This is a genomic window from Streptomyces sp. NPDC015127, assembly GCF_043080095.1.
Taxonomy (GTDB): Bacteria; Actinomycetota; Actinomycetes; order Streptomycetales; family Streptomycetaceae; genus Streptomyces.
The window spans coordinates 499,793-525,895 of record NZ_JBIBVE010000003.1; the positions used below are offsets into that span (position 1 = coordinate 499,793).

General features: G+C 70.7%; 19 protein-coding genes. 18 read left to right on the forward strand and 1 reads right to left on the reverse strand.

Going from position 1 to position 26,103, the window contains the following annotated elements:
• Positions 1 to 93: 93 nt before the first annotated feature.
• From ACF08N_RS08545 to ACF08N_RS08610, 14 genes are all read left to right on the forward strand, one after another.
• The gene (locus ACF08N_RS08545) at positions 94 to 2,460 is read left to right on the forward strand and encodes an ABC transporter family substrate-binding protein (protein WP_392323822.1); all 2,367 of its coding nucleotides are present in this window, start codon (positions 94 to 96) and stop codon (positions 2,458 to 2,460) included.
• Between the two features lie 406 nt (positions 2,461 to 2,866).
• Positions 2,867 to 4,774, forward strand: coding sequence for a translational GTPase TypA (gene typA, locus ACF08N_RS08550; RefSeq protein WP_100108909.1), 1,908 nt, complete (start codon positions 2,867 to 2,869; stop codon positions 4,772 to 4,774).
• 401 nt (positions 4,775 to 5,175) lie between these two features.
• Positions 5,176 to 6,792 carry an ABC transporter substrate-binding protein gene (locus ACF08N_RS08555; protein WP_392323823.1) on the forward strand — a complete coding sequence of 539 codons (1,617 nt, stop codon included), beginning with the start codon at positions 5,176 to 5,178 and terminating at the stop codon, positions 6,790 to 6,792.
• Between the two features lie 129 nt (positions 6,793 to 6,921).
• Positions 6,922 to 7,851, forward strand: a complete 930-nt coding sequence (locus tag ACF08N_RS08560) for an ABC transporter permease (RefSeq protein ID WP_392323824.1) — start codon at positions 6,922 to 6,924, stop codon at positions 7,849 to 7,851.
• Positions 7,844 to 8,812, forward strand: coding sequence for an ABC transporter permease (locus ACF08N_RS08565; protein WP_392323825.1), 969 nt, complete (start codon positions 7,844 to 7,846; stop codon positions 8,810 to 8,812). The genes ACF08N_RS08560 and ACF08N_RS08565 overlap by 8 nt, the downstream gene beginning before the upstream one ends.
• Positions 8,813 to 8,823: 11 nt before the next feature.
• Entirely contained in the window at positions 8,824 to 9,882 is a 1,059-nt protein-coding gene (locus tag ACF08N_RS08570; protein ID WP_392323826.1) for an ABC transporter ATP-binding protein, read from the forward strand.
• The gene (locus tag ACF08N_RS08575; protein WP_392323827.1) at positions 9,875 to 11,026 is read left to right on the forward strand and encodes an ABC transporter ATP-binding protein; all 1,152 of its coding nucleotides are present in this window, start codon (positions 9,875 to 9,877) and stop codon (positions 11,024 to 11,026) included. The genes ACF08N_RS08570 and ACF08N_RS08575 overlap by 8 nt, the downstream gene beginning before the upstream one ends.
• A gap of 102 nt (positions 11,027 to 11,128) precedes the next feature.
• Positions 11,129 to 12,079: a GNAT family N-acetyltransferase gene (locus ACF08N_RS08580; RefSeq protein ID WP_392323828.1), complete on the forward strand. Its 951-nt coding sequence runs from the start codon at positions 11,129 to 11,131 to the stop codon at positions 12,077 to 12,079.
• 69 nt (positions 12,080 to 12,148) lie between these two features.
• The gene (locus ACF08N_RS08585; RefSeq protein WP_392323829.1) at positions 12,149 to 13,777 is read left to right on the forward strand and encodes an ABC transporter substrate-binding protein; all 1,629 of its coding nucleotides are present in this window, start codon (positions 12,149 to 12,151) and stop codon (positions 13,775 to 13,777) included.
• A 75-nt stretch (positions 13,778 to 13,852) separates the two neighbouring features.
• Positions 13,853 to 14,776, forward strand: a complete 924-nt coding sequence (locus ACF08N_RS08590; protein WP_392323830.1) for an ABC transporter permease — start codon at positions 13,853 to 13,855, stop codon at positions 14,774 to 14,776.
• A complete protein-coding gene (locus tag ACF08N_RS08595) occupies positions 14,769 to 15,752 on the forward strand; it encodes an ABC transporter permease (RefSeq protein ID WP_392323831.1) in 984 nt (327 codons plus the stop codon). The genes ACF08N_RS08590 and ACF08N_RS08595 overlap by 8 nt, the downstream gene beginning before the upstream one ends.
• 12 nt (positions 15,753 to 15,764) lie before the next feature.
• Complete coding sequence (locus ACF08N_RS08600; RefSeq protein WP_392323832.1) at positions 15,765 to 16,778, forward strand: ABC transporter ATP-binding protein; 1,014 nt, start codon at positions 15,765 to 15,767, stop codon at positions 16,776 to 16,778.
• Positions 16,771 to 17,847 carry an ABC transporter ATP-binding protein gene (locus ACF08N_RS08605; protein WP_392323833.1) on the forward strand — a complete coding sequence of 359 codons (1,077 nt, stop codon included), beginning with the start codon at positions 16,771 to 16,773 and terminating at the stop codon, positions 17,845 to 17,847. The genes ACF08N_RS08600 and ACF08N_RS08605 overlap by 8 nt, the downstream gene beginning before the upstream one ends.
• 362 nt (positions 17,848 to 18,209) lie before the next feature.
• Positions 18,210 to 19,310, forward strand: coding sequence for a hypothetical protein (locus ACF08N_RS08610; RefSeq protein ID WP_392323834.1), 1,101 nt, complete (start codon positions 18,210 to 18,212; stop codon positions 19,308 to 19,310).
• A 29-nt stretch (positions 19,311 to 19,339) separates the two neighbouring features.
• Here ACF08N_RS08610 and ACF08N_RS08615 read toward each other — a convergent pair whose 3' ends face one another.
• Complete coding sequence (locus ACF08N_RS08615) at positions 19,340 to 21,496, reverse strand: alpha/beta fold hydrolase (protein ID WP_392323835.1); 2,157 nt, start codon at positions 21,494 to 21,496, stop codon at positions 19,340 to 19,342.
• A 169-nt stretch (positions 21,497 to 21,665) separates the two neighbouring features.
• On the opposite strand from ACF08N_RS08615, the gene ACF08N_RS08620 reads away from it, so the two are divergent.
• The 4 genes from ACF08N_RS08620 to ACF08N_RS08635 all read left to right on the forward strand — a co-directional run bounded on the left by ACF08N_RS08620 (position 21,666) and on the right by ACF08N_RS08635 (position 26,022).
• Positions 21,666 to 21,860 (forward strand): hypothetical protein, encoded by a 195-nt coding sequence (locus tag ACF08N_RS08620; RefSeq protein ID WP_177150662.1) that lies wholly within the window; start codon positions 21,666 to 21,668, stop codon positions 21,858 to 21,860.
• Positions 21,861 to 22,149: 289 nt separating this feature from the next.
• Entirely contained in the window at positions 22,150 to 23,130 is a 981-nt protein-coding gene (gene mshB, locus ACF08N_RS08625; protein ID WP_392323836.1) for an N-acetyl-1-D-myo-inositol-2-amino-2-deoxy-alpha-D-glucopyranoside deacetylase, read from the forward strand.
• Positions 23,127 to 23,570, forward strand: a complete 444-nt coding sequence (locus tag ACF08N_RS08630) for a DUF6113 family protein (RefSeq protein ID WP_392323837.1) — start codon at positions 23,127 to 23,129, stop codon at positions 23,568 to 23,570. Before mshB ends, ACF08N_RS08630 begins: the two co-directional genes overlap by 4 nt.
• 244 nt (positions 23,571 to 23,814) lie before the next feature.
• Positions 23,815 to 26,022 carry a hypothetical protein gene (locus ACF08N_RS08635; protein ID WP_392323838.1) on the forward strand — a complete coding sequence of 736 codons (2,208 nt, stop codon included), beginning with the start codon at positions 23,815 to 23,817 and terminating at the stop codon, positions 26,020 to 26,022.
• The last annotated feature ends 81 nt before the right edge of the window (positions 26,023 to 26,103 follow it).

Here is a 26,103-nt window from a genome sequence, read left to right on the forward strand (position 1 = left end):
TGTCGGCTCCGGCTCGCCACCCTCGTCCACTTCAGTGGGGGAATCGGTGTGATCATCTCCAAATCGGCGAACCAGGACTAAGAGGTACAAGCCATGTCCCAGGTCGAGGCCCCCCGCGGGCGGACATGCTCCCGAAAGCTCCGCTCCGTTGCGCTGCTCACCAGCGGTGTGCTCACCCTGCCCGCCCTCGCGGGCTGCGGTTCGGGCGACGACGAGAACACGGGCAAGCCCGTGGCCCAGGACATCGCTCCCGCCGCGCGGGACAAGACGGCCGGCGGCGGCACCGTGCGCTGGGCCGTCGACTCGGTGCCCGCAACGCTGAACGCCTTCCAGGCCGACGCGGACGCCACCACGAGCCGGATCGCCGGGGCCGTGCTGCCCGCCCTGTTCGTCCTCGACGAGCGCGGCCGTCCCGAGCGCAACCCCGACTATCTGGAATCGGCCGAGATCGTCGAGCGCGAGCCCAAGCAGGTCGTTCTCTACAAGATCAACCAGCAGGCGGTGTGGAGCGACGGCCGCGAGATCGGCGCACCCGACTTCCTCGCCCAGTGGCGCGCGCTGAGCGGCAAGGACTCCGCGTACTGGACGGCCCGCAACGCGGGCTACGAGCGGATCGAGCGGATCGAGCGCGGCCGCAACGACCTCGAGGTCAAGGTCACCTTCAGCAAGCCCTACGCCGACTGGCGCGCGCTGTTCACCCCGCTGTACCCGAAGGAGGTGACGGCGACGCCGGGCGCCTTCAACGACGGGGCCCGGGCCAGGCTCGCCCTGACCGCCGGACCCTTCACGGTCAAGAAGATCGACCACAAAAGCGCCACCACGACCCTCGTCCGCAATCCGCGCTGGTGGGGACGGCAGGCCAAGCTCGACTCCCTGGTGTTCGCCGCCGTGCCGCGGCAGGAGCGGCTCGCCGCACTCACCTCCGGCACGCTCGACGTGGCGGACATCGACCGGTCCGCGGCGGAACGTATCTCCTATGCCGCGAAGGACGCCGGCCGCGGCGGCAAGCCGCTCGCGCACGGCCCCGGCTCCGACGTCACGCCCTCCGCAGCGCTTCGGTCCTGGGCGCAGGCATACGGCTCCGACGAGAGCCTGGCCGAGGCCGCCCGGCAGGCCCGGGAGCGGACCGCGCGGGCGCAGGCGAAGTACGCGGCGGAGCAGGCGGTGCTGCGCGGCTTCCAGGTCCGCAAGTCGCTGGAGCCGGCGTACACCCAGCTCGCGATGAACGGCGAGTCCGGGCCGCTGTCCGACGACCGTGTACGGCGGGCCGTGGCCCGGGCCATCGACCGCAAGGAGCTGGCGGAGACGGTGCTGACGCCGCTCGGGCTGCCCGCCGACCCGCCCGGCAGCCACGTGGCGCTGGCCGGACAGCGCGCGTACAGCGACAACAGCGGTGCGCTCGGTGACCAGAACACGCAGGAGGCGCAGGCGCTGCTCGCCGACGCCGGCTGGACGCCGGACGGCGCCCTGAAGACGTCCGGGCCGGCCAAGGCGGGCGGCGAGGCCGCGGAGCCGGCAGGCGGCCCGGGGAACGCCACCGAGAAGAAGGACAAGAAGGACGGCAAGGACGGGCAGAAGCCGGACGGGAAGTCCTCCGACGCCGGCGACGCCGCCTCCGACGAGGGCCTCTACATCGTCGGCGACGACAAGCCCGCCACCGACGCCCGGCTGCGCGACCCCGCCGCCTCCGGCACCCACGTCCTCGCCCCCGCCCCGGCCGCCGCGCTCCAGAGCCTCGCCCTGCGGCGGCAGGCGCGGGCGCTCGGCGACGCCGACGGCGCCGGCGCCGGGAGCGCGGACCGCACGGACGCCGAGGCGCGGAAGAAGAACGAGGGCGCGGCCGGGGCCTACGCCCCGCGCGGCACCGCCGCCCCCAAGCCGGCCTCGGCCGGCGGAGCCGTCGGCAAGGACGGCAAGCCCCTGACCCTGCGCTTCGTGCTCCCGTCGGGTCCCGGCTCGGAGGTGCTGCGCACGGTGGGGGAGAGGATCTCCCAGATGCTGCGGCGCATCGGCATCCGGACCACGATCAGCAAGGTCTCCGACGAGAGCTACTTCAAGGACCACATCGCGTCCGGCGACTTCGACCTCGCCCTCTACTCCTGGCCCGCGAGCGCCTACCCGGCGACCGACGCCCGCCCCATCTACGCCAAGCCCAGGCCCGCCTCGGACGGCTCGCTGCTGGTCGAGCAGAACTACACCCGGGTCGGCACGGACCACATCGACCAGCTCTTCGACCAGGCGGCCGGTGAGCTGGACGAGGACGCCGCCCGTGATCTGATGCGCCGGGCGGACGCCCGCATCTGGGCCGCGGCCGGATCGATTCCCCTCTATCAGCGCCCCGAGCTGGTCGCCGTGCGGTCCACGCTGGTCAACGTCGGCGCCTTCGGCTTCGCGACCCCCGTCTACCAGGACATCGGCTACAAGAAGCCGCAGGCCCGGTCCGAGGGCGCCGCGCGGTAGCGCCCCCGGCCCAGGGCCGGTGACGCCGGACGCCCTAGGGGGTGTCTTGCCAACCTCAGAAGTGGCTCAAGTCCCTTGCCCGCCGGCCGAGCCGGCGGGCACGATCATGGCGCCTCCCGACCCAGCTCCGCCCCGGAGCCGGCAGCAGCCGGCGCGCTCCCCAAGCAGCGCGCCCGCCGCCCGGCACCCGTACGACTCCCACCGTTCGCCCGGCCGTTGCCGATCATGCCCCTCGCGCCGCTCCGCGGCGTGATCCCCGCCTCCTTCGGCCGTCCCTTACCGTCCCGGGAAGCCCTTGACCCGGCGTGCCCGTACCATGGGGGGAGCCGTGGCGTGTCCGCCCGGCGGGCGGACGAGGACCACCGTCCAACGCCCGATCCCACGATCGAGAGAAGCGCCAGCCAGCATGCCCACGCGCCACGACATCCGTAACGTCGCCATCGTCGCCCACGTCGACCATGGCAAGACCACCCTGGTCGACGCCATGCTGAAGCAGGCCGGTGCCTTCGCCGCGCACGCCGCCGAGCAGCTCGACGACCGGATGATGGACTCGAACGACCTGGAGCGTGAGAAGGGCATCACGATCCTGGCCAAGAACACCGCCGTGAAGTACCACCCCAAGGCCGGCGGGGCCCCGATCACCATCAACATCATCGACACCCCCGGCCACGCCGACTTCGGCGGCGAGGTCGAGCGCGGCCTGTCGATGGTGGACGCGGTCGTCCTCCTCGTCGACGCCTCCGAGGGCCCGCTCCCGCAGACCCGCTTCGTGCTGCGCAAGGCGCTCGCCGCGAAGATGCCGGTCATCCTCTGCATCAACAAGACGGACCGCCCGGACTCCCGGATCGCCGAGGTCGTCGACGAGACGTACGACCTGTTCCTGGACCTGGACGCGACCGAGGAGCAGATCGAGTTCCCGATCGTGTACGCGTGCGCCCGTGACGGCGTCGCCTCGCTGACCAAGCCGGAGGACGGCACCGTCCCGGCCGACAGCGACAGCCTGGAGCCGTTCTTCACCACGCTCCTCGAGCACGTTCCGGCCCCCGAGTACGACGAGTCCGCCCCGCTGCAGGCGCACGTCACCAACCTCGACGCCGACAACTTCCTCGGCCGTATCGCGCTGCTGCGCGTCGAGCAGGGCGAGCTGCGCAAGGGCCAGACCGTGGCCTGGATCAAGCGGGACGGCACGATCTCCAACGTCCGCATCAGCGAGCTGATGATGACCGAGGCGCTCACCCGCAAGCCCGCCGAGGTGGCCGGCCCCGGCGACATCTGCGCCGTCGCCGGTATCCCGGACATCATGATCGGCGAGACGCTGGCCGACCCGGAGAACCCGATCGCGCTGCCGCTGATCACGGTCGACCAGCCGGCGATCTCCATGACGATCGGTACGAACACCTCGCCGCTCGTCGGCCGCGGCGGCACCGGCAAGGGCGCCGACGCCAAGTCGGCGGTCAAGGACCGCAAGGTCACGGCCCGTCAGGTCAAGGACCGCCTGGACCGTGAGCTGATCGGCAACGTGTCGCTGCGCGTGCTGGACACCGAGCGCCCGGACGCCTGGGAGGTGCAGGGCCGCGGCGAGCTGGCGCTGGCGATCCTGGTCGAGCAGATGCGCCGTGAGGGCTTCGAGCTGACCATCGGCAAGCCGCAGGTCGTCACCAAGGAGGTCGACGGCAAGGTGCACGAGCCCGTCGAGCGCATGACGATCGACGTGCCCGAGGAGCACATGGGCGCCGTCACCCAGCTCATGGGCGTCCGCAAGGGCCGTATGGACAACATGTCGAACCACGGCTCCGGCTGGGTGCGCATGGAGTTCGTCGTTCCGTCCCGCGGCCTGATCGGGTTCCGTACGGAGTTCCTGACCAACACCCGCGGCACCGGTATCGCCCACTCGATCCACGAGGGTCACGAGCCGTGGTTCGGCCCGCTGGTCACGCGCAACAACGGCTCCCTGGTCGCCGACCGTTCGGGTGCCGTCACCCCGTTCGCGATGATCAACCTGCAGGAGCGCGGCGTGCTCTTCGTCGAGCCGGGCACCGAGGTGTACGAGGGCATGATCGTCGGTGAGAACTCGCGCTCCGACGACATGGACGTGAACATCACCAAGGAGAAGAAGCTCACCAACATGCGTGCGGCTTCCGCGGACAACACGGAGAACGTGGTCCCGCCGCGCAAGCTGTCGCTGGAGCAGTCGCTGGAGTTCTGCCGCGACGACGAGTGCGTCGAGGTGACCCCGGAGGCCGTGCGCATCCGCAAGGTCGTCCTCGACCAGAAGGAGCGCGGCCGCGCCGCCTCGCGCGCCAAGCACGGCTGACCTACCACGTCTTGACCGAACGGCCCGGCCCCCCGCAGACACTGTGGGGGGCCGGGCCGTTCGTCAACTCTTTTTCACCGCCCGAGTGTCCGCATATCGACCGTCGCTCTCCGGAACATGTGTTAACGGTCCGTTTCGCGGGTGTCTGTCTGTGCTCGCTTTGTCCGGATTTCGATCTGTGAACACCAGCTGATGTTGTCAAAACGAGACCCTTTAAGTGTGGTTTACCGCCCGGACGTACTTAATAGTTGGCTCCATTGAGCTCGGGTCAATGGGTCACGCGCTGTGGGGAGCGCCGACTCACGAGCACACTCGGGGCATTGACACAGCGTCGTCAGGGGTGTCGGCGCAACTTCCAGTGCCCTTCTTGTAGTGACAAGTGGACTCATGAGGAGGAACCCATGCGCGGTGCCAAGAGCGCCAAGTGGGTCGCGGGTGCGATCGTCGTTGCCCTGTCTGCGACTGCCTGTGGTGGCAGCGACAGCGGCTCGGACAAGAACAACGCCTCGGGCAAGCCCGCGGGCTATGTCTCGATCGACGTCGGTGAGCCGCAGAAGCCGCTGATCCCGGCGGACACCAACGAGACTCTCGGCTCGTACGTGATTCAGTCGCTCTTCACCCAGCTGCTGGACTTCGACGCCAAGGGCAACATCGTCTACACGAACGCCGAGTCCGTGGAGACGAAGGACTCCAAGACCTGGACCGTGAAGCTGAAGCCGGGCTGGAAGTTCCACAACGGCGAGGCCGTCACCGCGCAGTCCTACGTCGACGCGTGGAACTGGTACGCCAACATCAAGAACAAGCAGCAGAACGCGTTCTGGTTCTCCGACATCGCCGGCTTCGCCGACGTGGCCCCGGAGAAGGGCGAGCCGAAGTCGGACAAGATGTCCGGTCTGAAGGTCGTGGACGACACCACCTTCACGATCGAACTGACCGAGAAGGTCCCGTACTTCAACTACAAGCTGGGCTACTCGACGTTCGCCCCGCTGCCGAAGGTCTTCTACGACGACCCGCAGGCGTTCGGCCAGAAGCCGATCGGCAACGGCCCGTACAAGTTCGAGAAGTGGACCCACAAGAAGCTCATCCAGGTCGCCGCGAACCCTGACTACCAGGGCCCGGACAAGCCGCAGAACAAGGGCATCCAGTTCAAGAACTACGCGACCGTCGAGGCCGCGTACCAGGACGTCGTCTCCGGCAACCTGGACATCATCCGCCAGGTCGGGCCGACCGACCTGCCGAAGTACAAGCAGGACCTGGGCGACGGCGCCATCGAGCAGCCGTACGCGGCGGTCCAGACCCTCGTCCCGGCGTTCTACTCCGCGACGTTCAAGGACATGGACCCGAAGGTCCGCCAGGGTCTGTCCATGGCGATCGACCGCGACACGATCACCAAGACCGTCCTGAACAACACCCGTACCCCCGCGACGAGCTTCACGCCGCCGCAGGTCAAGGGCAACCAGGACCTGGGCACGGACGTCTTCACGTACAACCCCACCAAGGCGAAGAAGCTCATCACCGAGGGCGGCGGCGTCCCCGGCAACAAGATCTTCATCCAGTACAACGCCGACGGTGGCCACAAGGAGTGGGTGACCGCGGTCTGCGAGTCCATCCGCAAGGCGACCGGTGTCGACTGCGTCGGCGACGCCAAGCCGGACTTCCCGACGGACCTCGAGGCCCGTGACAACAACCAGGTGAAGTCGATGTACCGCGGTGGCTGGGTGGCCGACTACCCGGTCAACGTGAACTTCATCAAGGAGCTCTACCACTCCAAGGCGGAGTCCAACAACGGTCGCTTCTCCGACAAGGAGATCGACGCGATGATGGCCGAGGCCGACAAGGCCAACTCCCTGGAGGAGTCCGTGAAGGGCTACCAGGAGGTCGAGAAGAAGCTGCTCGAGAAGATGCCGGCGATCCCGCTGTGGTACTACCGCATCAACGGTGGCCACGGCAAGGGCGTCGACAACGTGGAGGTCGACTTCCACGGCGACCTCGAGCTGACCGGAGTCACCGTCAAGTAACCGCTTGACGGGCCCTATCCCCACTCGGCCATCACCCGCCGCCGTCGGTCATCCGGCGGCGGCGGTTGTCCGGGGGCGCCGCGCTGCACACGCGTGCCCCCGGGCGAGTTACCCCTCACGGAGGCACCTATGGGGCGCTACGTCGCACGACGACTGCTCCAGATGATCCCGGTGTTCATCGGGTCAACCTTTCTGATCTTCGCCATGATGTTCGCGCTCCCCGGAGACCCCGTCAGAGCGCTCATGGGAGACCAGCAGTTCGATCCCGCGGTTGTCGCGGCGATCCGACAGGACCTCGGTCTCGACCTGCCGCTGTGGCAGCAGTACCTCAACTACCTCGGGGGGCTGCTCCAGGGCGACTTCGGTACGGAGATCGCCAGCAAGCGCCCCATCGCCGAGATCATCGGCCAGGCGTTCCCCATCACCATCCGGCTGACCCTGTTCGCCTTCAGCTTCACCGTGATCGTCGGCATCGGCCTCGGCATCGTCGCCGGTCTGAAGCCCGAGTCGGTGCGCGACCGCAGCCTGCTGGGCCTCACCCTCGTGCTGATCTCGATGCCCTCCTTCGTGCTGGGCTACCTGATGCAGTACCTCTTCGCCTTCCAGTGGGGTCTGACCACCCCGACGGTGCAGGACTCCGAGAGCTTCGGCGACCTGCTGCTGCCGGCCATCGTCCTCGGCTCGCTCTCCCTCGCGTACGTGGCACGTCTGACCCGTACCTCGATGGCGGAGAACCTGCGCGCCGACTACATGCGTACCGCCGTCGCCAAGGGTCTGCCGCGCCGCCGCATCGTCGGCGTCCACCTGATGCGCAACTCCCTTGTCCCGGTGGTCACTTTCCTCGGCACCGACATCGGCAACCTGATGACGGGCGCGATCGTCACCGAGGGCATCTTCAACGTGCAGGGCGTCGGTGACGCCATCTACGAGGCGCTGTTCCGCCGCGAGGGCGCCACGGTCGTCGGCATCGCCTCGCTGATCGTCCTCGTCTACCTGCTCGCCAGCCTGCTCGTCGACCTGCTCTACGCGGTCCTGGACCCGAGGATCCGGTATGCCTGAGAAGACCGCTGCCACCACGGCGTCCCCGGCGACCGCCGAGGGCACGACCGCCGCCGCCCCGGACACCGCGCTCACCGTGCAGGCCCCCAAGCCGGACAAGGCGCGCAGCCTGTGGTCCGACGCCTGGCGCGACCTGCGCCGCAACCCCCTGTTCCTCGCCTCCTCCGGCATGATCCTGCTGCTTCTGCTGGTCGCGGCCTTCCCGAGCCTGTTCACGTCGGCCTCGCCGCGTGACGCGGACCTCGCCAACCACTTCCTGCAGAAGCCGAACTGGGGGCACTTCTTCTCCCCGGACTGGTTCGGCTACGACGGCCAGGGCCGTTCGATCTACGCGCGTGTCGTCTACGGCGCCCGCGCCTCGATCATCGTCGGTGTCGGCGTCACCGCGCTGGTGTCCGTCCTCGGCACCATCGTCGGCATGATCGCCGGCTACTTCGGCGGCATCATCGACACCCTGCTCTCCCGGCTCACCGACATCTTCATGGGCATCCCGTTCATGCTCGGTGCGCTGGTCGTCCTCACCAGCTTCGAGAAGCGCGCCATCTGGGTCGTCATCCTCGCCCTGGTCTTCCTCGGCTGGACCCAGATCGCCCGTGTCGCGCGAGGCGCGGTGATCACCATCAAGCAGGCCGACTACGTCGTGGCGGCGAAGGCGCTCGGCGCCTGCACCACCCGCATCCTGTTCAAGCACGTGCTGCCCAACGCGCTCGCGCCGATCATCGTCGTCGCGACGATCGCGCTCGGCGGCTACATCGCGGCCGAGGCCACGCTGTCCTACCTCGGTGTCGGCCTCGCCGAGCCGACGGTCTCCTGGGGCGTGGACGTCTCCAGCGGCCGCGAGCAGCTGCGCAACGCGCCGTTCGTGCTGATCATCCCGTCGGTGATGGTCTCGATCACGGTGCTCTCGTTCCTCATGTTCGGCGATGCGGTACGCAACGCCCTCGACCCGAAGATGCGCTGAGGGAGGCGTACGTGACCACCATCGACAAAACGGCGGACGTTCCCGCTCCCCGGAGCTCCGGGGACTACGAAGGCGCCCTGCTCGAAGTCCGCGACCTGCACGTGGAGTTCCACACGCGTGACGGTGTCGCCAAGGCCGTGAACGGCGTCAGCTACAGCGTGGACGCGGGCGAGACGCTCGCCGTCCTCGGCGAGTCCGGCTCCGGCAAGTCCGTGACGGCCCAGGCCGTCATGGGCATCCTCGACATGCCGCCCGGCCGCATCCCCAAGGGCCAGATCCTCTTCCGCGGCCAGGACATGCTCACCATGAGCGGCGAGGAGCGCCGGAGGATCCGCGGCCGGAAGATCGCCATGATCTTCCAGGACGCACTGTCGTCGCTGAACCCGGTCCTCTCCGTCGGCTACCAGCTCGGCGAGATGTTCCGGGTCCACCAGGGCCTCTCCAAGAAGGAGGCCAAGGCCAAGGCCATCGAGCTGATGGACCGGGTGAAGATCCCGGCCGCCGCGGCGCGCGTGGGCGACTACCCGCACCAGTTCTCCGGCGGTATGCGCCAGCGCATCATGATCGCCATGGCCCTGGCCCTCGAGCCGGACCTGATCATCGCCGACGAGCCGACCACCGCCCTGGACGTCACCGTCCAGGCGCAGGTCATGGACCTGCTCGCGGAGCTCCAGCGCGAGTACAACATGGGCCTGATCCTGATCACCCACGACCTCGGCGTCGTCGCCGACGTCGCGGACAAGATCGCGGTCATGTACGCGGGCCGGATCGTCGAGACCGCCCCCGTGCACGAGCTCTACAAGAGGCCGGCGCACCCCTACACCCGGGGTCTGCTGGACTCGATCCCGCGACTGGACCAGAAGGGCCAGGAGCTGTACGCGATCAAGGGCCTGCCGCCCAACCTGCTCAAGATCCCCACGGGGTGCGCCTTCAACCCGCGCTGCCCCAAGGCGGACGACATCTGCCGCACGGAGATCCCGGCCCTCACGCCGGTCACCGAGCAGGACGGCACCGAGCTGCCCGGCCGCGGAAGCGCGTGCCACTTCTGGAAGGAGACGATCCATGGCTGAGCTCAAGAAGACCGACGAGGCCGTGGACGCGACTCCGAACGTCACCGAGGTGGAGACGGTCGACGCCCCCACCGAGGAGGCGGCCGTCGCGGCGCTGGACGCCAAGGTCGAGCGCGGTGAGCCGATCCTCCAGGTGCGCAACCTGGTCAAGCACTTCCCGCTGACCCAGGGCATCCTCTTCAAGAAGCAGGTCGGCGCGGTCAAGGCCGTGGACGGGGTCTCCTTCGACCTCTACCAGGGCGAGACGCTCGGCATCGTCGGCGAGTCCGGCTGTGGCAAGTCCACGGTCGCCAAGCTGCTGATGACGCTGGAGTCCGCCACCGCGGGCGAGGTGTTCTACAAGGGCCAGGACATCACCAAGCTGTCGGGGCGCGCGCTGAAGGCCGTGCGCCGCAACATCCAGATGGTGTTCCAGGACCCGTACACCTCGCTGAACCCGCGGATGACGGTCGGCGACATCATCGGCGAGCCCTTCGAGATCCACCCCGAGGTGGCCCCGAAGGGCGACCGGCGCCGCAGGGTGCAGGAGCTGCTGGACGTCGTCGGGCTCAACCCCGAGTACATCCACCGCTATCCGCACCAGTTCTCCGGTGGTCAGCGCCAGCGCATCGGCATCGCCCGCGGTCTCGCGCTCAACCCCGAGATCATCATCTGCGACGAGCCGGTCTCCGCGCTGGACGTGTCGGTGCAGGCGCAGGTCGTCAACCTGATGGAGAGGCTGCAGGACGAGTTCAACCTGTCCTACGTCTTCATCGCGCACGACCTGTCGATCGTCCGTCACATCTCGGACCGCGTCGGCGTGATGTACCTCGGCAAGATGGCCGAGATCGGCACCGACGTGCAGATCTACGACCACCCGACGCACCCCTACACCCAGGCGCTGCTGTCGGCGGTCCCGGTGCCGGACCCGGACGCCCGCGAGGGCCGCGAGCGGATCATCCTCACCGGTGACGTGCCGTCCCCGGCCAACCCGCCGTCGGGCTGCCGCTTCCGCACCCGCTGCTGGAAGGCCCAGGACAAGTGCGCCACCGAGGTGCCGCTGCTGGCGATTCCCGAGCGCTTCAAGGGCTCGGACTCCCCGGCCGCGCACGAGTCGGCGTGCCACTTCGCCGAGGAGAAGGACGTCGTCCACGCGCACGCGTGAGCCGCGTACAGGGGAGCCCCGTCTGCCGCACCGCGGCCGGCGGGGCTCCCCTGTAGGGAAATCCGATTGCCGGGCGGGTGCCGCGGGCCCAACAGTGGCCGCATGCCTCTCACCGTCCGGCCCGCGGTCCTCGCGGACGCCCCCGCCGTCTGCGCGCTCATGAATGCCGTCGACCTCGTCGAGATCGGCCGCCCGGAGACCGATCTGCACGCCGTCGAGGCCGACCTGTCCCACGGCGACGTGGAGCTCGCCCGTGACTCGTGGCTGGTGTACGAGGACGGCGCGCTCGTGGCGTTCGGGATCCTGTGGAGCGACTCCGGCGAGGGCGACATCGGCGTCGACCACTACGTCCTGCCGGACCGCCCGGCGGCGGCCGTCCTGTTGCTGGAGCTGGTCGAGGCGAGGGCGGCGGCGAAGGCGGCGCGGAGCGGGGCCGCGCGGGCCGTGCTCCGTCTGCACCTCACCGCGCGGCCCGCCGTCGACACCGCTCTCCTCGCCGCACGCGGCTGGCGGACCGTGCGCCGTCACCAGGTCATGACCCGCCCGCTGTCCGCCGCCGACCTGCTGCCCGAGCCGCCCGCGTGGCTGTCGCTGCGCGACTGCCGCGCCGAGGCCGACCGCCGGCTCGCGCACGTGCTGGTGGAGGAGACGTTCGCGGAGCACTTCGGCCACCACGCGCGCACGTACGAGCAGTGGCTGGACGACATCGGCGGCGCCCACCTGGACTGGTCGCTTGTGTGGATCGCCTCGCTCGCCGGCGAGGGCGACGTGGCGGTCATGGTCACCCGGGACGACCGCGACGCCATGGGCTGGATCCGCAACCTCGGCGTCCGCGGGGCCGTCCGCAGCCGGGGCGTCGGCGGCCATCTGCTGCGCCACGCCTTCGGCACCTACGCGGCCCGCGGCCGGGACACCATCGGCCTGGGCGTGGACACGCAGAACGCGTCGCGGGCGCTCGCCCTGTACGAGGCGCACGGGATGACCCCGCATTACGCCGTCGACACGTGGGAGGTCACTCTCCCGGTGACGGCACCGACCACCCGGACGCCCTGAAAGTGCGTTAGATCCGCCATGGGGTGATATTCGGTCCTAAGCCATGCCCAGGACTCGGGAGGAACCCCCATGCGTGGAGCCACGCACGCCAAGTGGGCCGCCTGCGCGGTCGTCGTCGCTCTGGCGGCGACGGCCTGCGGCGGTGGGAGCGACAGCGGAGCCGGTGGCGCCGACGGCATCGTGAAGTCCTCCTGGACCGATCCGCAGAACCCGCTGGAGCCCGCCAACACCAACGAGGTGCAGGGCGGCAAGGTCCTCGACATGATCTTCCGCGGTCTGAAGAAGTACGACCCGAAGACGGGCGCCGCCACGGACATGCTGGCCGAGCGGATCGAGACGACCGACTCCGTCAACTTCCGCATCACCGTCAAGGACGGCTGGGCCTTCAGCAACGGCGAAAGGGTCACCGCGAGGTCGTTCGTCGACGCCTGGAACTACGGCGCCCACGTGAAGAACAACCAGAAGAACGCGTACTTCTTCGGCTACATCGAGGGCTACGAGCAGGTCCACCCCGAGAGCGGCAGCGCCAAGGCCGAGACCATGTCCGGCCTGAAGGTCGTCGACGACCGGACCTTCACCGTCAAGCTCTCGCAGAAGTTCTCCACCTGGCCCGACACTCTCGGGTACGCCGCCTTCGCGCCACTGCCCAGGGCCTTCTTCGACGACCACGACGCCTGGCTCGCCAAGCCCGTCGGCAACGGCCCGTACACACTCCAGTCCTACAAGAAGGGCTCCAAGGCGGAACTGCGCCGCTGGGACGGGTACAACGGCCCGGACAAGGCGCAGAACGGCGGCATCGACCTCATGGTCTACACCGACAACAACACCGCCTACACCGACCTGATCGCCGGAAACATCGACCTCGTCGACGACGTCCCCGCCGCCCAGCTCAAGAATGTCCAGGCCGATCTCGGCGACCGCTACATCAACCAGCCCGCAGGCATCCTCCAGACCCTCGCCTTCCCCTTCTACGACAAGGAGTGGAACACCCCTGACGGGGCCAAGGTCCGCAAGGGCCTGTCCATGGCGATCAACCGGCAGCAGATCACCGACACGATCTTCCAGAAGACCCGCACCCCGGCCAAGGACTGGACCTCGCCCGTGCTGGGCGCGGAGGGCGGCTTCGACGACACACTGTGCGGGGAGGCCTGCGAGTACAACGCGGCCGAGGCGAAGCGGCTCATCGCGGAGGGCGGCGGCATCCCCCGCGGCCAGGTGAAGATCACGTACAACGCGGACACCGGCTCCCACAAGGACTGGGTCGACGCCGTGTGCAACTCCGTCAACAACGCCCTCGGCAACGACAGGGCCTGCGTCGGCAGCCCCGTCGGCACCTTCGCCGACTTCCGCAACCGGATCGGCGAGAGGAAGATGCCCGGCCCCTTCCGGGCCGGCTGGCAGATGGACTACCCGCTGATCCAGAACTTCCTCCAGCCGCTCTACTACACCAACGCCTCCTCCAACGACGGCAAGTGGAGCAACAAGAAGTTCGACGACCTCATCGACCGGGCCAACGCCGAGAGCGACCAGGCCAGGGCCGTCGAGGCGTTCAAGCAGGCCGAGGAGGTCGTACGGGACGAGATGGCCGCCATCCCGCTCTGGTACCAGAACGGCAGCGCCGGCTACTCCGAGCGCATCTCCGACGTGGCCCTCAACCCCTTCAGTGTCCCCGTCTACAACGAGATCAAGGTCAACTGACGGCGCAGGGAACCGGCCCGGCGCGCACGTCGCGACGCCGGGCCGGCACCCTTCCCACGACCCCCGGAGCCCTTCATGGGACGTTATGTGATCCGGCGTCTGCTGCAGATGATCCCGGTCTTCGTCGGCGCCACCCTGCTGATCTTCCTCATGGTCAACGTCATGGGCGACCCCATCGCCGGCCTCTGCGGCGACCGGCAGTGCGACCCGGCGACAGCTGCCCAGCTGCGCAGGGAGTTCGGCCTCGACAAGCCGGTGTGGCAGCAATACCTGACCTACATGGGCAACGTCTTCACGGGCGACTTCGGCACCGCGTTCAACGGGCAGAAGGTCACCGAGCTGATGGGCGACGCCTTCCCGGTCACCATCCGGCTCACCCTCGTGGCCATCGCCTTCGAGATCGTCATCGGCATCACCCTCGGCGTCGTCACCGGGCTGCGCCGCGGCCGCCCCGTCGACACCTCGGTGCTGCTGCTGACCCTCGTCGTCATCTCGGTGCCCACCTTCGTCACCGGTCTGCTGCTCCAGCTGCTGCTCGGCTACAAGTGGGACGCCATCGACCCGTCCGTCTCCTCCGACGCCCGCCTCGACGAACTGATCGTGCCCGGCCTGGTCCTGGCCTCCGTCTCCCTCGCGTACGTCACCCGCCTCACCCGGACCTCGATCGCCGAGAACGCCCGCTCCGACTACGTCCGCACCGCCAAGGCCAAGGGCCTGCCACGAGGGCGCGTCATCCGCCGCCACCTGCTGCGGAACTCGCTGATCCCGGTCGTCACCTTCATCGGCACCGACATCGGCGCGCTGATGGGCGGCGCGATCGTCACCGAGCGGATCTTCAACATCCACGGCGTGGGCTACCAGCTCTACCAGGGGATCCTGCGCCAGAACACGCAGACCGTCGTCGGCTTCGTCAGCGTGCTCGTCATCGTCTTCCTGGTGGCGAACCTGCTGGTCGACCTCCTGTACGCCGTTCTCGACCCGAGGATCCGGTATGCCTGAGCAGCAGAGCCCCTTCGAGGACTCCGCCGTCGCGGCCGGGGGAGCCGGCGGAGCGACCAATCTCGCCATGAGCGAGGGCGAGACCCTGGAGAGGACTCCCGGCGGACCCGAGGGCACCGGCCCCTCGGACAAGCCCCGCAGCCTGTGGTCCGACGCCTGGCGCGACCTGCGGCGCAACCCCGTCTTCCTCGTCTCCGCCCTCGTCATCCTCTTCCTGATCGTCATCTCCCTGTGGCCCTCGCTGATCGCCTCCGGCAACCCGCTCGCGTGCGACCTGGCGAAGGCCCAGGAGGGCTCCCAGCCCGGCCACCCCTTCGGCTTCAACGGCCAGGGCTGCGACGTCTACACCCGTACCGTCTACGGCGCGCGGGCCTCCGTCACCGTCGGGGTCTGCGCCACCCTCGGCGTGGCCCTGCTCGGATCCGTGCTGGGCGGTCTCGCCGGATTCTTCGGCGGCGCCCTGGACGCGGTCCTGTCCCGGCTCACCGACATCTTCTTCGGCATCCCGGTGGTCCTCGGCGGCCTGGTCCTGCTGTCCGTCGTCACCAGCTCCACCGTGTGGCCCGTCGTCGGCTTCATGGTGCTGCTGGGCTGGCCGCAGATCTCCCGTATCGCCCGGGGCGCGGTCATCACCGCGAAGCAGAACGACTACGTGCAGGCCGCGCGCGCTCTCGGGGCCTCCAACACCCGCATGCTGCTGCGGCACATCGCGCCCAACGCCGTCGCCCCGGTGATCGTCGTGGCGACCATCGCACTCGGCACCTACATCGCACTGGAGGCGACGCTGTCCTTCCTCGGCGTCGGTCTCAGGCCGCCCACCGTCTCCTGGGGCATCGACCTGTCCTCCGCCTCCCCGTACATCCGCAACGCCCCCCACATGCTGCTGTGGCCGGCCGGCGCGCTGGCCGTGACGGTGCTCGCGTTCATCATGCTCGGCGACGCGGTGCGCGACGCCCTCGACCCCAAGCTGCGTTAGGAGGTGTCCGCCATGTCCGTCCCGTCCGCAGGGCCGCCCGCCGGGGCCGCGACGCTCCTCGACGTGCGCGATCTGCGCGTGGAGTTCCACACTCGTGACGGTGTCGCCAAGGCCGTCAACGGCGTCGACTACGGCGTGGCCGCGGGCGAGACGCTCGCCGTCCTCGGCGAGTCGGGCTCCGGCAAGTCCGTCACCGCCCAGGCCGTCATGGGGATCCTCGACACACCGCCCGGCAGGATCGCGGGCGGCGAGATCCTCTTCAAGGGGCGGGACCTGCTGAAGCTCGGCGAGGACGAGCGGCGGAAGATCAGGGGCGCCGAGATGGCCATGATCTTCCAGGACGCGCTCTCCTCCCTGAACCCGGTGCTCAGCGTCGGCGACCAGCTGGGCGAGATGTTCGTCGTGCACCAGGGGATGTCGAGGAAGGAGGCGAAGGCCAGGGCGATCGAGCTGATGGACCGGGTGCGCATCCCGGCCGCGAAGGAACGCGTCGGCCAGTACCCCCACCAGTTCTCCGGCGGCATGCGCCAGCGCATCATGATCGCGATGGCGCTCTCTCTGGAGCCCGACCTGATCATCGCCGACGAGCCCACCACGGCCCTCGACGTCACCGTCCAGGCCCAGGTGATGGACCTGCTCGCCGAGCTCCAGCGCGAACTCGACATGGGCCTCATCCTGATCACGCACGACCTCGGCGTCGTCGCCGACGTCGCCGACCGGATCGCCGTGATGTACGCGGGCCGGATCGTCGAGTCCGCCCCCGTCCGCGACATCTACAAGGCACCCGCCCACCCGTACACCAAGGGCCTGCTGGAGTCGATCCCGCGGCTGGACCAGAAGGGCCGGGAGCTCTACGCGATCAAGGGCCTGCCGCCCAACCTGATGCACATCCCGCCCGGGTGTGCCTTCCACCCGCGCTGCCCGCTCGCCCGGGACGTCTGTCGCACCGACGTGCCGCCGCTGTACGAGGTGAACGAGGAACGCGGCAGCGCGTGCCACTTCTGGGAGGAGGCCCTGCATGGCTGAGGCGATCCTGGAGGTCCGCGACCTGTACAAGCACTACCCGCTCACCCGCGGCGTCCTGTTCAAGAAGCAGGTCGGCGCGGTCAAGGCAGTCGACGGCGTCGACCTCGACCTGATCGCGGGCGAGACGCTCGGCATCGTGGGGGAGTCGGGCTGCGGCAAGTCGACGCTCGCCCGGATGCTCGTCCACCTGGAGCGGCCCACGGCCGGCTCGATCCGGTACAAGGGCGAGGACGTCACCAAGCTGTCGGGGCGCGCGCTGAAGGCCGTGCGCCGCAACATCCAGATGGTGTTCCAGGACCCGTACACCTCGCTCAACCCGCGGATGACGGTCGGCGACATCATCGGCGAGCCGTACGAGATCCACCCCGAGGTCGCGCCGAAGGGCTCGCGCCGGCAGAAGGTGCAGGAGCTGCTGGACGTCGTCGGGCTCAACCCGGAGTACATCAACCGCTATCCGCACCAGTTCTCCGGCGGTCAGCGCCAGCGCATCGGCATCGCCCGCGGTCTGGCCCTGCGGCCCGAGATCATCGTGGCCGACGAGCCGGTCTCCGCGCTCGACGTGTCGGTGCAGGCGCAGGTCGTCAACCTGCTGGACACGCTCCAGAGCGAGTTCTCGCTGAGCTACGTCTTCATCGCGCACGACCTGTCGATCGTGCGCCACATCTCCGACCGGGTCGGCGTGATGTACCTCGGGCGTGTGGTGGAGATCGGCAAGGACGTCGAGATCTACGACCACCCCACGCACCCGTACACCCAGGCGCTGCTCTCGGCGGTCCCGGTCCCGGACCCCGAGGCGCGCGAGAGGCGGGAGCGGATCATCCTCACCGGTGACGTGCCGTCACCGACGAACATCCCGTCGGGCTGTCGCTTCCGCACCCGGTGCTGGAAGGCGCAGGAGCGCTGCGCGCGGGAGGTGCCACTGCTCGCCGTGCCCCCGCATCTGCGGGCCGTCGAGGGGCCCGTGCGGCATCCGTCGGCGTGCCATTTCGCCGAGGAGCTTCACGTGGTGCCGGGCGGGGACGAGCCGGCAGCCGGCGAGGGCGGCCCGACGCGCTACACCTCCCCCTGACCTTCCGCCTCCAGTTCCCGCAGCGCCGGGTCGAGGACGACCTCCTCGGCACGGGCCGTCGTGGGCTGCTCCGGGAGGCAGGCCATCGACGTGACCGCGTGCTTGGCAGGTCGTCGGGCGACCCCGCGACCGCCAAAGCACGATAAATGGCCATCAAATTCGTTAACCCAGAGGCAACTTGACTGTCGCAACTCCGATATACGAACGCGTCACGCTGAACAGCGTACGGCCGTGCGGGTGCCGTTGGGCCGGCCGGGGTCTCGCCATGGGTCCCCGGTCGGCCACCCGCCGTTTCCGGTCACACCCCGTGTGGGGCCCGCGTGCCCTTGTCCGGTCTCCGGGGCGGATGCAGGATCGTGGATGTGACTCTTACGCGGGGGGCTCGGATCACGGGAGCGGTGCTTGTCGCCCTGCTCGCGGGGATCGTCGGAGCGTGGATCGTACGGGACCTCTCGACCGCCGGGGACCCGGCCGCGCTGTGGCGGCTGTGGACGGGAGACGTCCGCGGCCGGGCCGTCGCCCCGTCGGCGACCACCGTCACCGACCCGGCGCTGCTGCTGGTGTACGCGGCCGTGGCGGTGTCCGTACCGCGCTCGGCGGTGGCGGCCTCCGCGCTGGTGGCCGCCGGAGTGGTCACCCTCGGCGTCCGGCTGCCGTCCCTGTGGGTGCTCACCGCCTCCTACATGGACCTCCAGGCCACCGACGACCTGCGCACCCGGGCGCTGTACAGCGCCTTCGCGTCGCTGGGGCTCGCCGTCGGACTGCTCGTCACGGCCGCCGCCGGACGCAGGCCCGTGAGCGCCCCGGCCGACGACCGGGCGTACGCGCCGCGGGGCGCCGAAGCCGCCGCGCGTCTGCGCACCCCTACCCGTCCGGCGCAGCCCGTCGCGGTCCTCGCCTTCCTGCTGCTGGGCACGGCCGGCGCGGTGACCGCGGCGTGGCAGGTCCGCTGGGCGTACACGGCGGGTGCCGACGCCTACCTCGACCGCTTCACGGGCGGTGAAGGGGCGCCGGTGCGGCTTCTGGAGACGCCGTCGGCGTGGCTGGCCGTCCTGGTCGCCCTCCTTGCCTTCGTCGCGGGCGCCGGCGGGCTCTTCCGGGCCGTGCACACCAGAACGCTGGGGGCGGTCGTGGCCGTCCTGCTCGCGGCCGACGGCACGGTCGGGCTGGCCTTCACCCTGCGGCAGAGGCTGTTCGACCGGTTCGGCGGCCTGGGCCTGGAGAACCAACTGCTCGTCGCCACCTGGCTGTTCGAGCTGGCGGCAGGCGCCGTGCTGCTCGTCGCGCTGCTGCGGCGCGGCGAGGAGCAGGCGGACACCGGCCCCACCGTGCCGCCCGCGCACGCGTACCCGCCTCCGCCGCCCGGCGGCTACGGCTATCCCCGCCCCGGCAACACCCCTCCCGGCCCCTCAGGGCCGGCCCCTCCTCCCCGGCCCCCGTCGTCCCCGCCACCGGGCTGGTAGGCGGGGAGCGGCCGGGGCCGGGAGCACCGTCAGTCGAGACCCAGCGACCGCTTCAGGAAGTCCACCTGGAGCAGCAGCAGGTTCTCCGCGATCTGCTCCTGCGGGGTCATGTGTGTCACGCCCGTGAGCGGCAGCACCTCGTGGGGGCGGCCCGCGGCCAGCAGCGCCGACGACAGCCGCAGCGCATGGGCCACCACCACATTGTCGTCCGCCAGACCATGGATGATCATCAGCGGCCGGTGCGGCGTCTCCGCCACCGTCAGACCGTCGTCCCCCACCAGGGAGTTGGTTCTGTACACCTCCGGCTGTTCGGCCGGATCGCCCAGATAGCGCTCGGTGTAGTGGGTGTCGTACAGCCGCAGATCCGTCACCGGGGCGCCCGACACCGCCGCGTGGAAGACGTCCGGGCGGCGCAGGACGGCCATCGCCGCGAGGTAGCCGCCGTACGACCAGCCGCGGATCGCCACCCGGTCCAGATCCAGCGGATGGGATCCGGCCAGTGCGTGCAGCGCCTCGATCTGGTCGTCGAGCGTCAGCGTGAAGGCGTTCGCGACGGCCTTCTCCCACGCGGGCGAGCGGCCCGGCGCGCCCCGCCCGTCCGCGACGATCACCGCGAACCCGTGGTCGGCGAACCACTGCGAGGTCAGATACGGATTCTGCGCGGCCAGCACCCGCTGGCCGTGCGGGCCGCCGTACGGATCGAGCAGCACGGGCAGCGGGCCGTCCGACTTCCGGTAGCCGGACGGCAGCAGCACTGCGCACGGAATCCGGTGCTCGCCCGCCTCGACGAGCCGCGGGCGGGCCGTGAGCACCGGCCGCTCCGCGTACGAGGCGACCTCCGCGATCTGGTTGCCGTCCCGCAGCACGCGCACCTGCGTCCCGCTCACGTCGGTGACCGACGACGCGAGGACCGTGACCCCGCCCGAGCGGACGGCCGAGTGCACCCCGGGCCCGTCCGAGACGCGCTCCACCCCCAGCTCGTTGACCCGGTACACGTGGATCTCGCCGATCTCCGGGTCCGCGGCCTCCGCACCCGCCGCCGCCGACACCAGGACGTCGCTCTCGCCGATGTCGAGCACGGCGCGCAGCTGGAGCTGCGCGCCCGTCAGCACCCGGTCGCCCACCGCGAGCACCCGCGCGCCCCCCTCGTCGGCGATCCGCACCAGCCGCCCGCCGCCGAAACCGTGCGCGTACGACGACTCGGGCGCCCACGCGGGCACCCCGGGGAACAGTTCCAGCCACACCGGATCCTCGTCCACGTGCACCGTCCGCGTGACGCCCGTCTCCGGGTCGACCGCCAGGTACACCTGCGTGCGCTGGTCGCGCGACTGCACGCACAGCAGCGGCGGACCGGAGGCCGACCAGTGCACGCGGGCGAGGTACGGATAGCGGACCCGGTCCCACGAGACCTCGGTGCGGGCGCCGTCCAAGGTGACGAAGTGCAGACGAACCTCGGCGTTGGCCGTCCCGGCCGCCGGGTACGCCACCTCGGCCGGCTCACGGTCGGGATGCGCGGGGTCGGCGATCCACCAGCGCCGCACCTCCCGGTCGTCGACCCGGGCCACGAGCAGCCGGTCGGACTCGGGCGACCACCAGAAGCCGCGCGAACGCCCCATCTCCTCGGCGGCGATGAACTCGGCCAGACCCCAGGTGACGTTCCGGTCCTCCGGCTCGGCCAGCGCGCGGTCCCCCTCGCCCTCGGCGCCCGTCACCCGCAGCGCGCCCCGTGCGACGTAGGCGATGTGCCGCCCGTCGGGGGAGGGCCGGGGGTCGATCACCGGCCCCGGAGCGCCCAGTTCACGCGCCGTCCCGGCCCGCAGCTCGGCCGCGAACAGCCGCCCGGACAGGGCGAACGCCGCCAACTCGACTGCCTGGTCCACCGCGTAGCCGACGATGCCCGCCGACCCCTCACGGCTGCGTTCGCGCCGCGCCCGCTCCTCGGGCGACAGGTGCTCCGCGGAGCCGCCGAGCAGTTCGCGCGGATCGGCGGCGGGCCGCTCCCGCGGTGCGGCGCCGTCGAGGTCGAGCACCCAGAGGAGGCCGGTCCGGTCCGTGCCGGACGCCGACCGCAGGAAGACCACCCGCGAACCGTCCGGCGACACGGTGAAGGACCGGGGAGCGCCGAGCGTGAAGCGCTGGGTCCGCGCCGACTGACGCGGAAAGGAGAGCTGCTGCGTCGCTGTCATGAGACCGAACCTAGGCCACCGGAGCCGCGCTTGTGCGCCCCCATGTGCTGCCGTGCACCGATCGATGCGTAGGCACGGATAGTTATGATCCGTAGCGCAAGGTGGGTAGGAACCCCCTGGCACATGCGACTGGACCGTCCCGACCGAATATCTGTGGAGGTGAACCGCCGTGGCACTCTCGATTTCGGCGGTGGTGCTGCTGGCGATCGTCGTCTTCCTGCTGATCCGGAAAGCCGGGTTGAAGGGCGGACATGCGGCGGTCTGCGTGCTGCTCGGGTTCTACCTCGCCAGCTCCTCGGTGGCTCCGACGATCACGGAGCTGACCACGAATGTGGCGGGAATGATCGGGGGCATCAAGTTCTGAGCCGGTCCCCTCGCACGTGGGGCCTGGGGGTCGCCCGCGGGCCCCGGGGGGCTGGCCGGCCCTGATCCGCCCGACAGCCCCGAGGGGGTGTCTCGCCGATCTTGCCGGGCTCGCGACGCCCTGCGACCCCGTCTCCCGCGTTGTCGTCGGTCGCCATGGCTCCGCCATTGTCTCCTCCCCCTACGCCTCCGGCGTGGGAGGTACCCCCACCTCCGCCTTGGATCCGGGGCCGCAGGACGCCGCTCACTGATCCGGCCTGATCCGCGAGACACCCCCTAGTCTGTCCGGTATGAAGGATGTTCCCGCCCGTCGTCTGCTCCTGGTGCACGCGCACCCGGACGACGAGTCGATCAACAACGGCGCCACGATGGCCCGGTACGCGGCCTCCGGCGCCCAGGTCACCCTCGTGACCTGCACCCTCGGCGAGGAGGGTGAGGTCATTCCGGCCGATCTCGCCCATCTCGCGCCCGACCGGGAGGACCGGCTGGGCCCCTATCGCGTGGGCGAACTGGCCGCCGCGATGAAGGAGCTGGGCGTCACCGACCACCGCTTCCTTGGCGGGGCGGGCCGGTTCCGCGACTCGGGGATGATGGGCGTCGAGCAGAACCACCGCGAGGGCGCCTTCTGGAACACCGAGGTGGACGAGGCCGCCGTTCACCTCGTTGAGATCATCCGCTCCGTACGCCCCCAGGTGATGATCACGTACGACCCCGACGGGGGATACGGTCACCCCGACCACATCCAGGCCCATCGCGTCGCGATGCGCGCCGCCGAGCTGGCGGCCGAGCCCGCCTACCGGCGCGACCTCGGCGCCCCGCACGCCATCGCCAAGATCTACTGGAACCGGGTCCCGCGATCGGCCGCCGAGGAGGGCTTCGCCCGGCTGCGTGCCGCGGGGACGGGCTTCCCCGGCGTCGCCGAGATCGGCGACATCCCGGGCGTGGTGGACGACTCCGACATCACCTCCGAGATCGACGGCACCGCGTACGCGGAGCGCAAGGCGGCCGCGATGCGCGCGCACGCCACCCAGATCGCCGTGGACGGCCCGTTCTTCGCGCTCTCCAACGACCTGGGGCAGCCGCTGTTCGCCACCGAGTACTACCAGTTGGTCACCGGCACCCCGGGCGCCCCGGCCGGCGAGCGCGAGCGCGACCTCTTCGCCGGGATCGAGGAGATCGAGGAGCCCGAGGCAGGGCCTGCGGGAATCGCGGCATTTGGGAAGGTCTCACGAGGTGAGGATCCTGAGGGAACTTCGGGGGTGACCGCATGAGCGGAACGACCGGAAAGGGCGGAACGCCCGGCCGGGGCGACGCCGTCACCGGCATCTTCCCGGCCCGGCCCCCGCGGCCCGGCCGCGCCCTCGCGCACCTCGGGCTCGCCCTCCTCGGCGCGGTCGTCGGCATCGCGGGCTCGCTGGTCCAAGGCGCCTTGATGCCGGGCGGGTTGGTGCTCGCGCTGGCCGCCACTGCCGCGCTGTTCTACGGCGCCCTGCGCGTGACCGGGGGCCAGCTCGGGGTGGCCGCGGCCGCCACCGGCTGGCTGCTGGCCATCGTCGTGCTCAGCGTCGGACGCCCCGAGGGCGACGCCATGTTCGCCTCCGGGATCGGGCCGCTCGTCTACATGCTCGGCGGCATGGCGTCCGCTGTGATCTGTGCCACCATGTCGCGGCTGCCGCGACCGGGCGGCGGGCCGGGGGGACTTGGCGGCTAGCCGCGGTCCGTACCCCCAGCACGCAGCCGGTTCGGCGGACCCCTAAGGTGGGTCGACCGACGGGCCGGGAAGCCCCTGAACTGGCCATGCCCGTATGGCCCGCCGCAGGACGGCAAGGGGCCGCTTCCCGCAGTCCCGGGGTGTGCGTCGGCCGCGGCCAGTATGGTGGTGCGCGCCGCCGAGCCGCCCGCAGCAGTAGCTATCCAGTAAGAACGGGCGGCGGAGCCAACCGGGAGAACCTGCTTTGAGTCGTGAAACTGACAGTTCGTCCTCCGGCCCCCAGGGGCGCGGTGGAGCCGCGTACCCCTCGGGAACACCGCCGTACGGATCCCGCCAGTATCCGTCGCTGCATCCGACGCAGGACGCTCCGGACGAGGGCGCCGGTGCCGCTTCCCCGCGGCAGCCGGAGGAGAAGAAGACCGAGACGACGCTGACGACGCGGATCCGGATCAACATCCCGGGTTCGCGGCCGATCCCGCCCGTCGTGATGCGCACGCCGATGAGCGACACCGACGCCGCCGAGCGGAACGGGTCGGCGGCCGACGCCGACTCCGCCGCGGGCGAGCGCCAGGGCGAGCGCACCGGGAGCATCCCGCGGCCCGCGGGGCCGCAGGAGACGGCCGAGACCCCGGCACCGGCAGCCGAGGACAAGCCGGCGGCGAGCGACTGGTTCGCGCCGCGCAAGTCCGCGCCGCCGTCGCCGTCGCCGCAGAGCGGCGGCCCGGGGCCGGCGAACGGCTCGGGTCCTGCGGGCGGCGCCGGTCCCGCGAGCGGCGGGCCCTCCGGGCCCGGCCCGGACGACGGCGCACCCCGCAGGTCGGGACTGGCGGCACTCGCCGAGGACGCCGGTACGCCCGGCCTGCCCACGCGCCCGCGCGGCGGCAACGGCGCGCCTCCCGGCGTGGGCACCCCGTACTTCCCCGACGGCCCGCGGCCGGGCCCCGGCGGCGTGCCCGGCCAAGGTGGTCCCGGCGGCGTGCCCGGCCAGGGTGGCCCCGGCGGCGCGCCCGCCCCGGGCGGCCCCGGCGGCCCAGGTGGCGCCGCGCCCGGCGGGCCCGGCCAGGGCGGCAACAGCTTCGCTCCCAGCCGCAACACGCCTCCGCTGGGCGTACGCCCTCCGGGCGGACCCGGTCTCTCCGGCCCCGCGGGCCCGACGTCCGGACCCGCCACCGGCACCATGACGCCGGGCGGCATGCCCACCGGCCCCGGCGGCGGACCCTGGATCTCCGACGACACCGCGGTGCTCACCCCGCAGAAACCCGCCCCCGAACCGGTCGGCGGCCACGTGTCCGGTGACACGCTGACCAGCGGCATCCCCGTCGTACCCGAGGAGCACCGCTCCCCGTTCCCGACGCTGGGCGGACCCGTCACCGGCCTGTCCCACGGTCCGGAGGACGAGTTCTCCTCACCGGAGTTCCCGGCCGGCCCCGGCGGCGGCCCGGCCGGCCCGGCGGGACCCGTCGCCGCCGCGGAGCCGCGGCCCGCGCCCCGGCCCGCGCCCGCGAAGAAGGGCCGCTCCAAACTGGTGCTCGTGGGCGCCGGCGTGGCCGGCCTGCTCGGCATCGCGTACGCCGCCGGTCTGCTGCTCAACCACTCCGACGTGCCCAAGAGCACCACGGTCCTCGGGGTCGACATCGGCGGCGGCACCAAGGACGACGCCGTCAAGAAGCTCGACGCGGCGCTCGGTGAGCGGGCCAGGACGCCGCTCCAGCTCTCGGTCGGCGGCAAGAAGGCGGAGCTGGCCCCGGACAAGGCCGGCCTGTCCCTGGACAGCCAGGCGACCGTGCGCGGCGCCGCGGGCAGCGACTACAACCCGGTGTCGGTGATCGGCTCCCTCTTCGGCGGCGAGCGCGTCGCCCAGCCGGTGATCCTCGTCGACGAGGAGAAGCTGAGCGTGGCGCTGGCGGACCTGGCCGGCACGTCCGGCTCGGCCACCGACGGCACGATCCGTTTCGAGCCGGGCAAGGCGGTCGCCGTACCGGGCAAGGCGGGCCAGACCCTGGACGTCGCCCGCTCGATGATCTCGGTCAAGGACGCGTACCGCGCCCAGGTCGAGACGGGCAAGCCGAACCTCGTGGAACTGCCCGTCGCCACCCGCGAGCCGACGATCACGCAGACGGAGCTGGACCGGGCGATGAAGGAGTTCGCCCAGCCGGCGATGTCGGACCTGATCACGATCAAGGCGGGGGGCAAGTCGATCCAGTTCGGTCCGGCGAAGTCCCTGCCGAAGATCCTGTCCATGAAGCCGATCGACGGACGGCTGGTCGAGGTCTACGACAAGCGGGCCATCGAGCAGCTGCTGGACGGTGTCTTCGACGGCATCATGATCACCAAGGGCGACGGCAAGCAGCACGAGGTGTCCGCCGACGACGTCGCGTCCGCGATGCAGAAGGCGCTCCTCGGCAAGACCCCGGCCGAACGCACGCAGACGATCGAGCTCAACCCCAGCTGACGCGCCTGTAGCGAACTCGCTGGTCAAAGCCCCTGCCCGAGTCCGGGCGGGGGCTTTGTCGCGTGTGGCGCGACATCACCC

What these genes read in the sequence shown, in the direction of transcription:
- ACF08N_RS08545 (WP_392323822.1), top strand. Translation starts at nt 94, where the DNA reads ATGTCCCAGGTCGAGGCCCCCCGCGGGCGGACATGCTCCCGAAAGCTC.
- typA (WP_100108909.1), top strand. Translation starts at nt 2,867, where the DNA reads ATGCCCACGCGCCACGACATCCGTAACGTCGCCATCGTCGCCCACGTC.
- ACF08N_RS08555 (WP_392323823.1), top strand. Translation starts at nt 5,176, where the DNA reads ATGCGCGGTGCCAAGAGCGCCAAGTGGGTCGCGGGTGCGATCGTCGTT.
- ACF08N_RS08560 (WP_392323824.1), top strand. Translation starts at nt 6,922, where the DNA reads ATGGGGCGCTACGTCGCACGACGACTGCTCCAGATGATCCCGGTGTTC.
- ACF08N_RS08565 (WP_392323825.1), top strand. Translation starts at nt 7,844, where the DNA reads ATGCCTGAGAAGACCGCTGCCACCACGGCGTCCCCGGCGACCGCCGAG.
- ACF08N_RS08575 (WP_392323827.1), top strand. Translation starts at nt 9,875, where the DNA reads ATGGCTGAGCTCAAGAAGACCGACGAGGCCGTGGACGCGACTCCGAAC.
- ACF08N_RS08580 (WP_392323828.1), top strand. Translation starts at nt 11,129, where the DNA reads ATGCCTCTCACCGTCCGGCCCGCGGTCCTCGCGGACGCCCCCGCCGTC.
- ACF08N_RS08585 (WP_392323829.1), top strand. Translation starts at nt 12,149, where the DNA reads ATGCGTGGAGCCACGCACGCCAAGTGGGCCGCCTGCGCGGTCGTCGTC.
- ACF08N_RS08590 (WP_392323830.1), top strand. Translation starts at nt 13,853, where the DNA reads ATGGGACGTTATGTGATCCGGCGTCTGCTGCAGATGATCCCGGTCTTC.
- ACF08N_RS08595 (WP_392323831.1), top strand. Translation starts at nt 14,769, where the DNA reads ATGCCTGAGCAGCAGAGCCCCTTCGAGGACTCCGCCGTCGCGGCCGGG.
- ACF08N_RS08600 (WP_392323832.1), top strand. Translation starts at nt 15,765, where the DNA reads ATGTCCGTCCCGTCCGCAGGGCCGCCCGCCGGGGCCGCGACGCTCCTC.
- ACF08N_RS08605 (WP_392323833.1), top strand. Translation starts at nt 16,771, where the DNA reads ATGGCTGAGGCGATCCTGGAGGTCCGCGACCTGTACAAGCACTACCCG.
- ACF08N_RS08615 (WP_392323835.1), bottom strand. Translation starts at nt 21,496, where the DNA reads ATGACAGCGACGCAGCAGCTCTCCTTTCCGCGTCAGTCGGCGCGGACC.
- mshB (WP_392323836.1), top strand. Translation starts at nt 22,150, where the DNA reads ATGAAGGATGTTCCCGCCCGTCGTCTGCTCCTGGTGCACGCGCACCCG.
- ACF08N_RS08630 (WP_392323837.1), top strand. Translation starts at nt 23,127, where the DNA reads ATGAGCGGAACGACCGGAAAGGGCGGAACGCCCGGCCGGGGCGACGCC.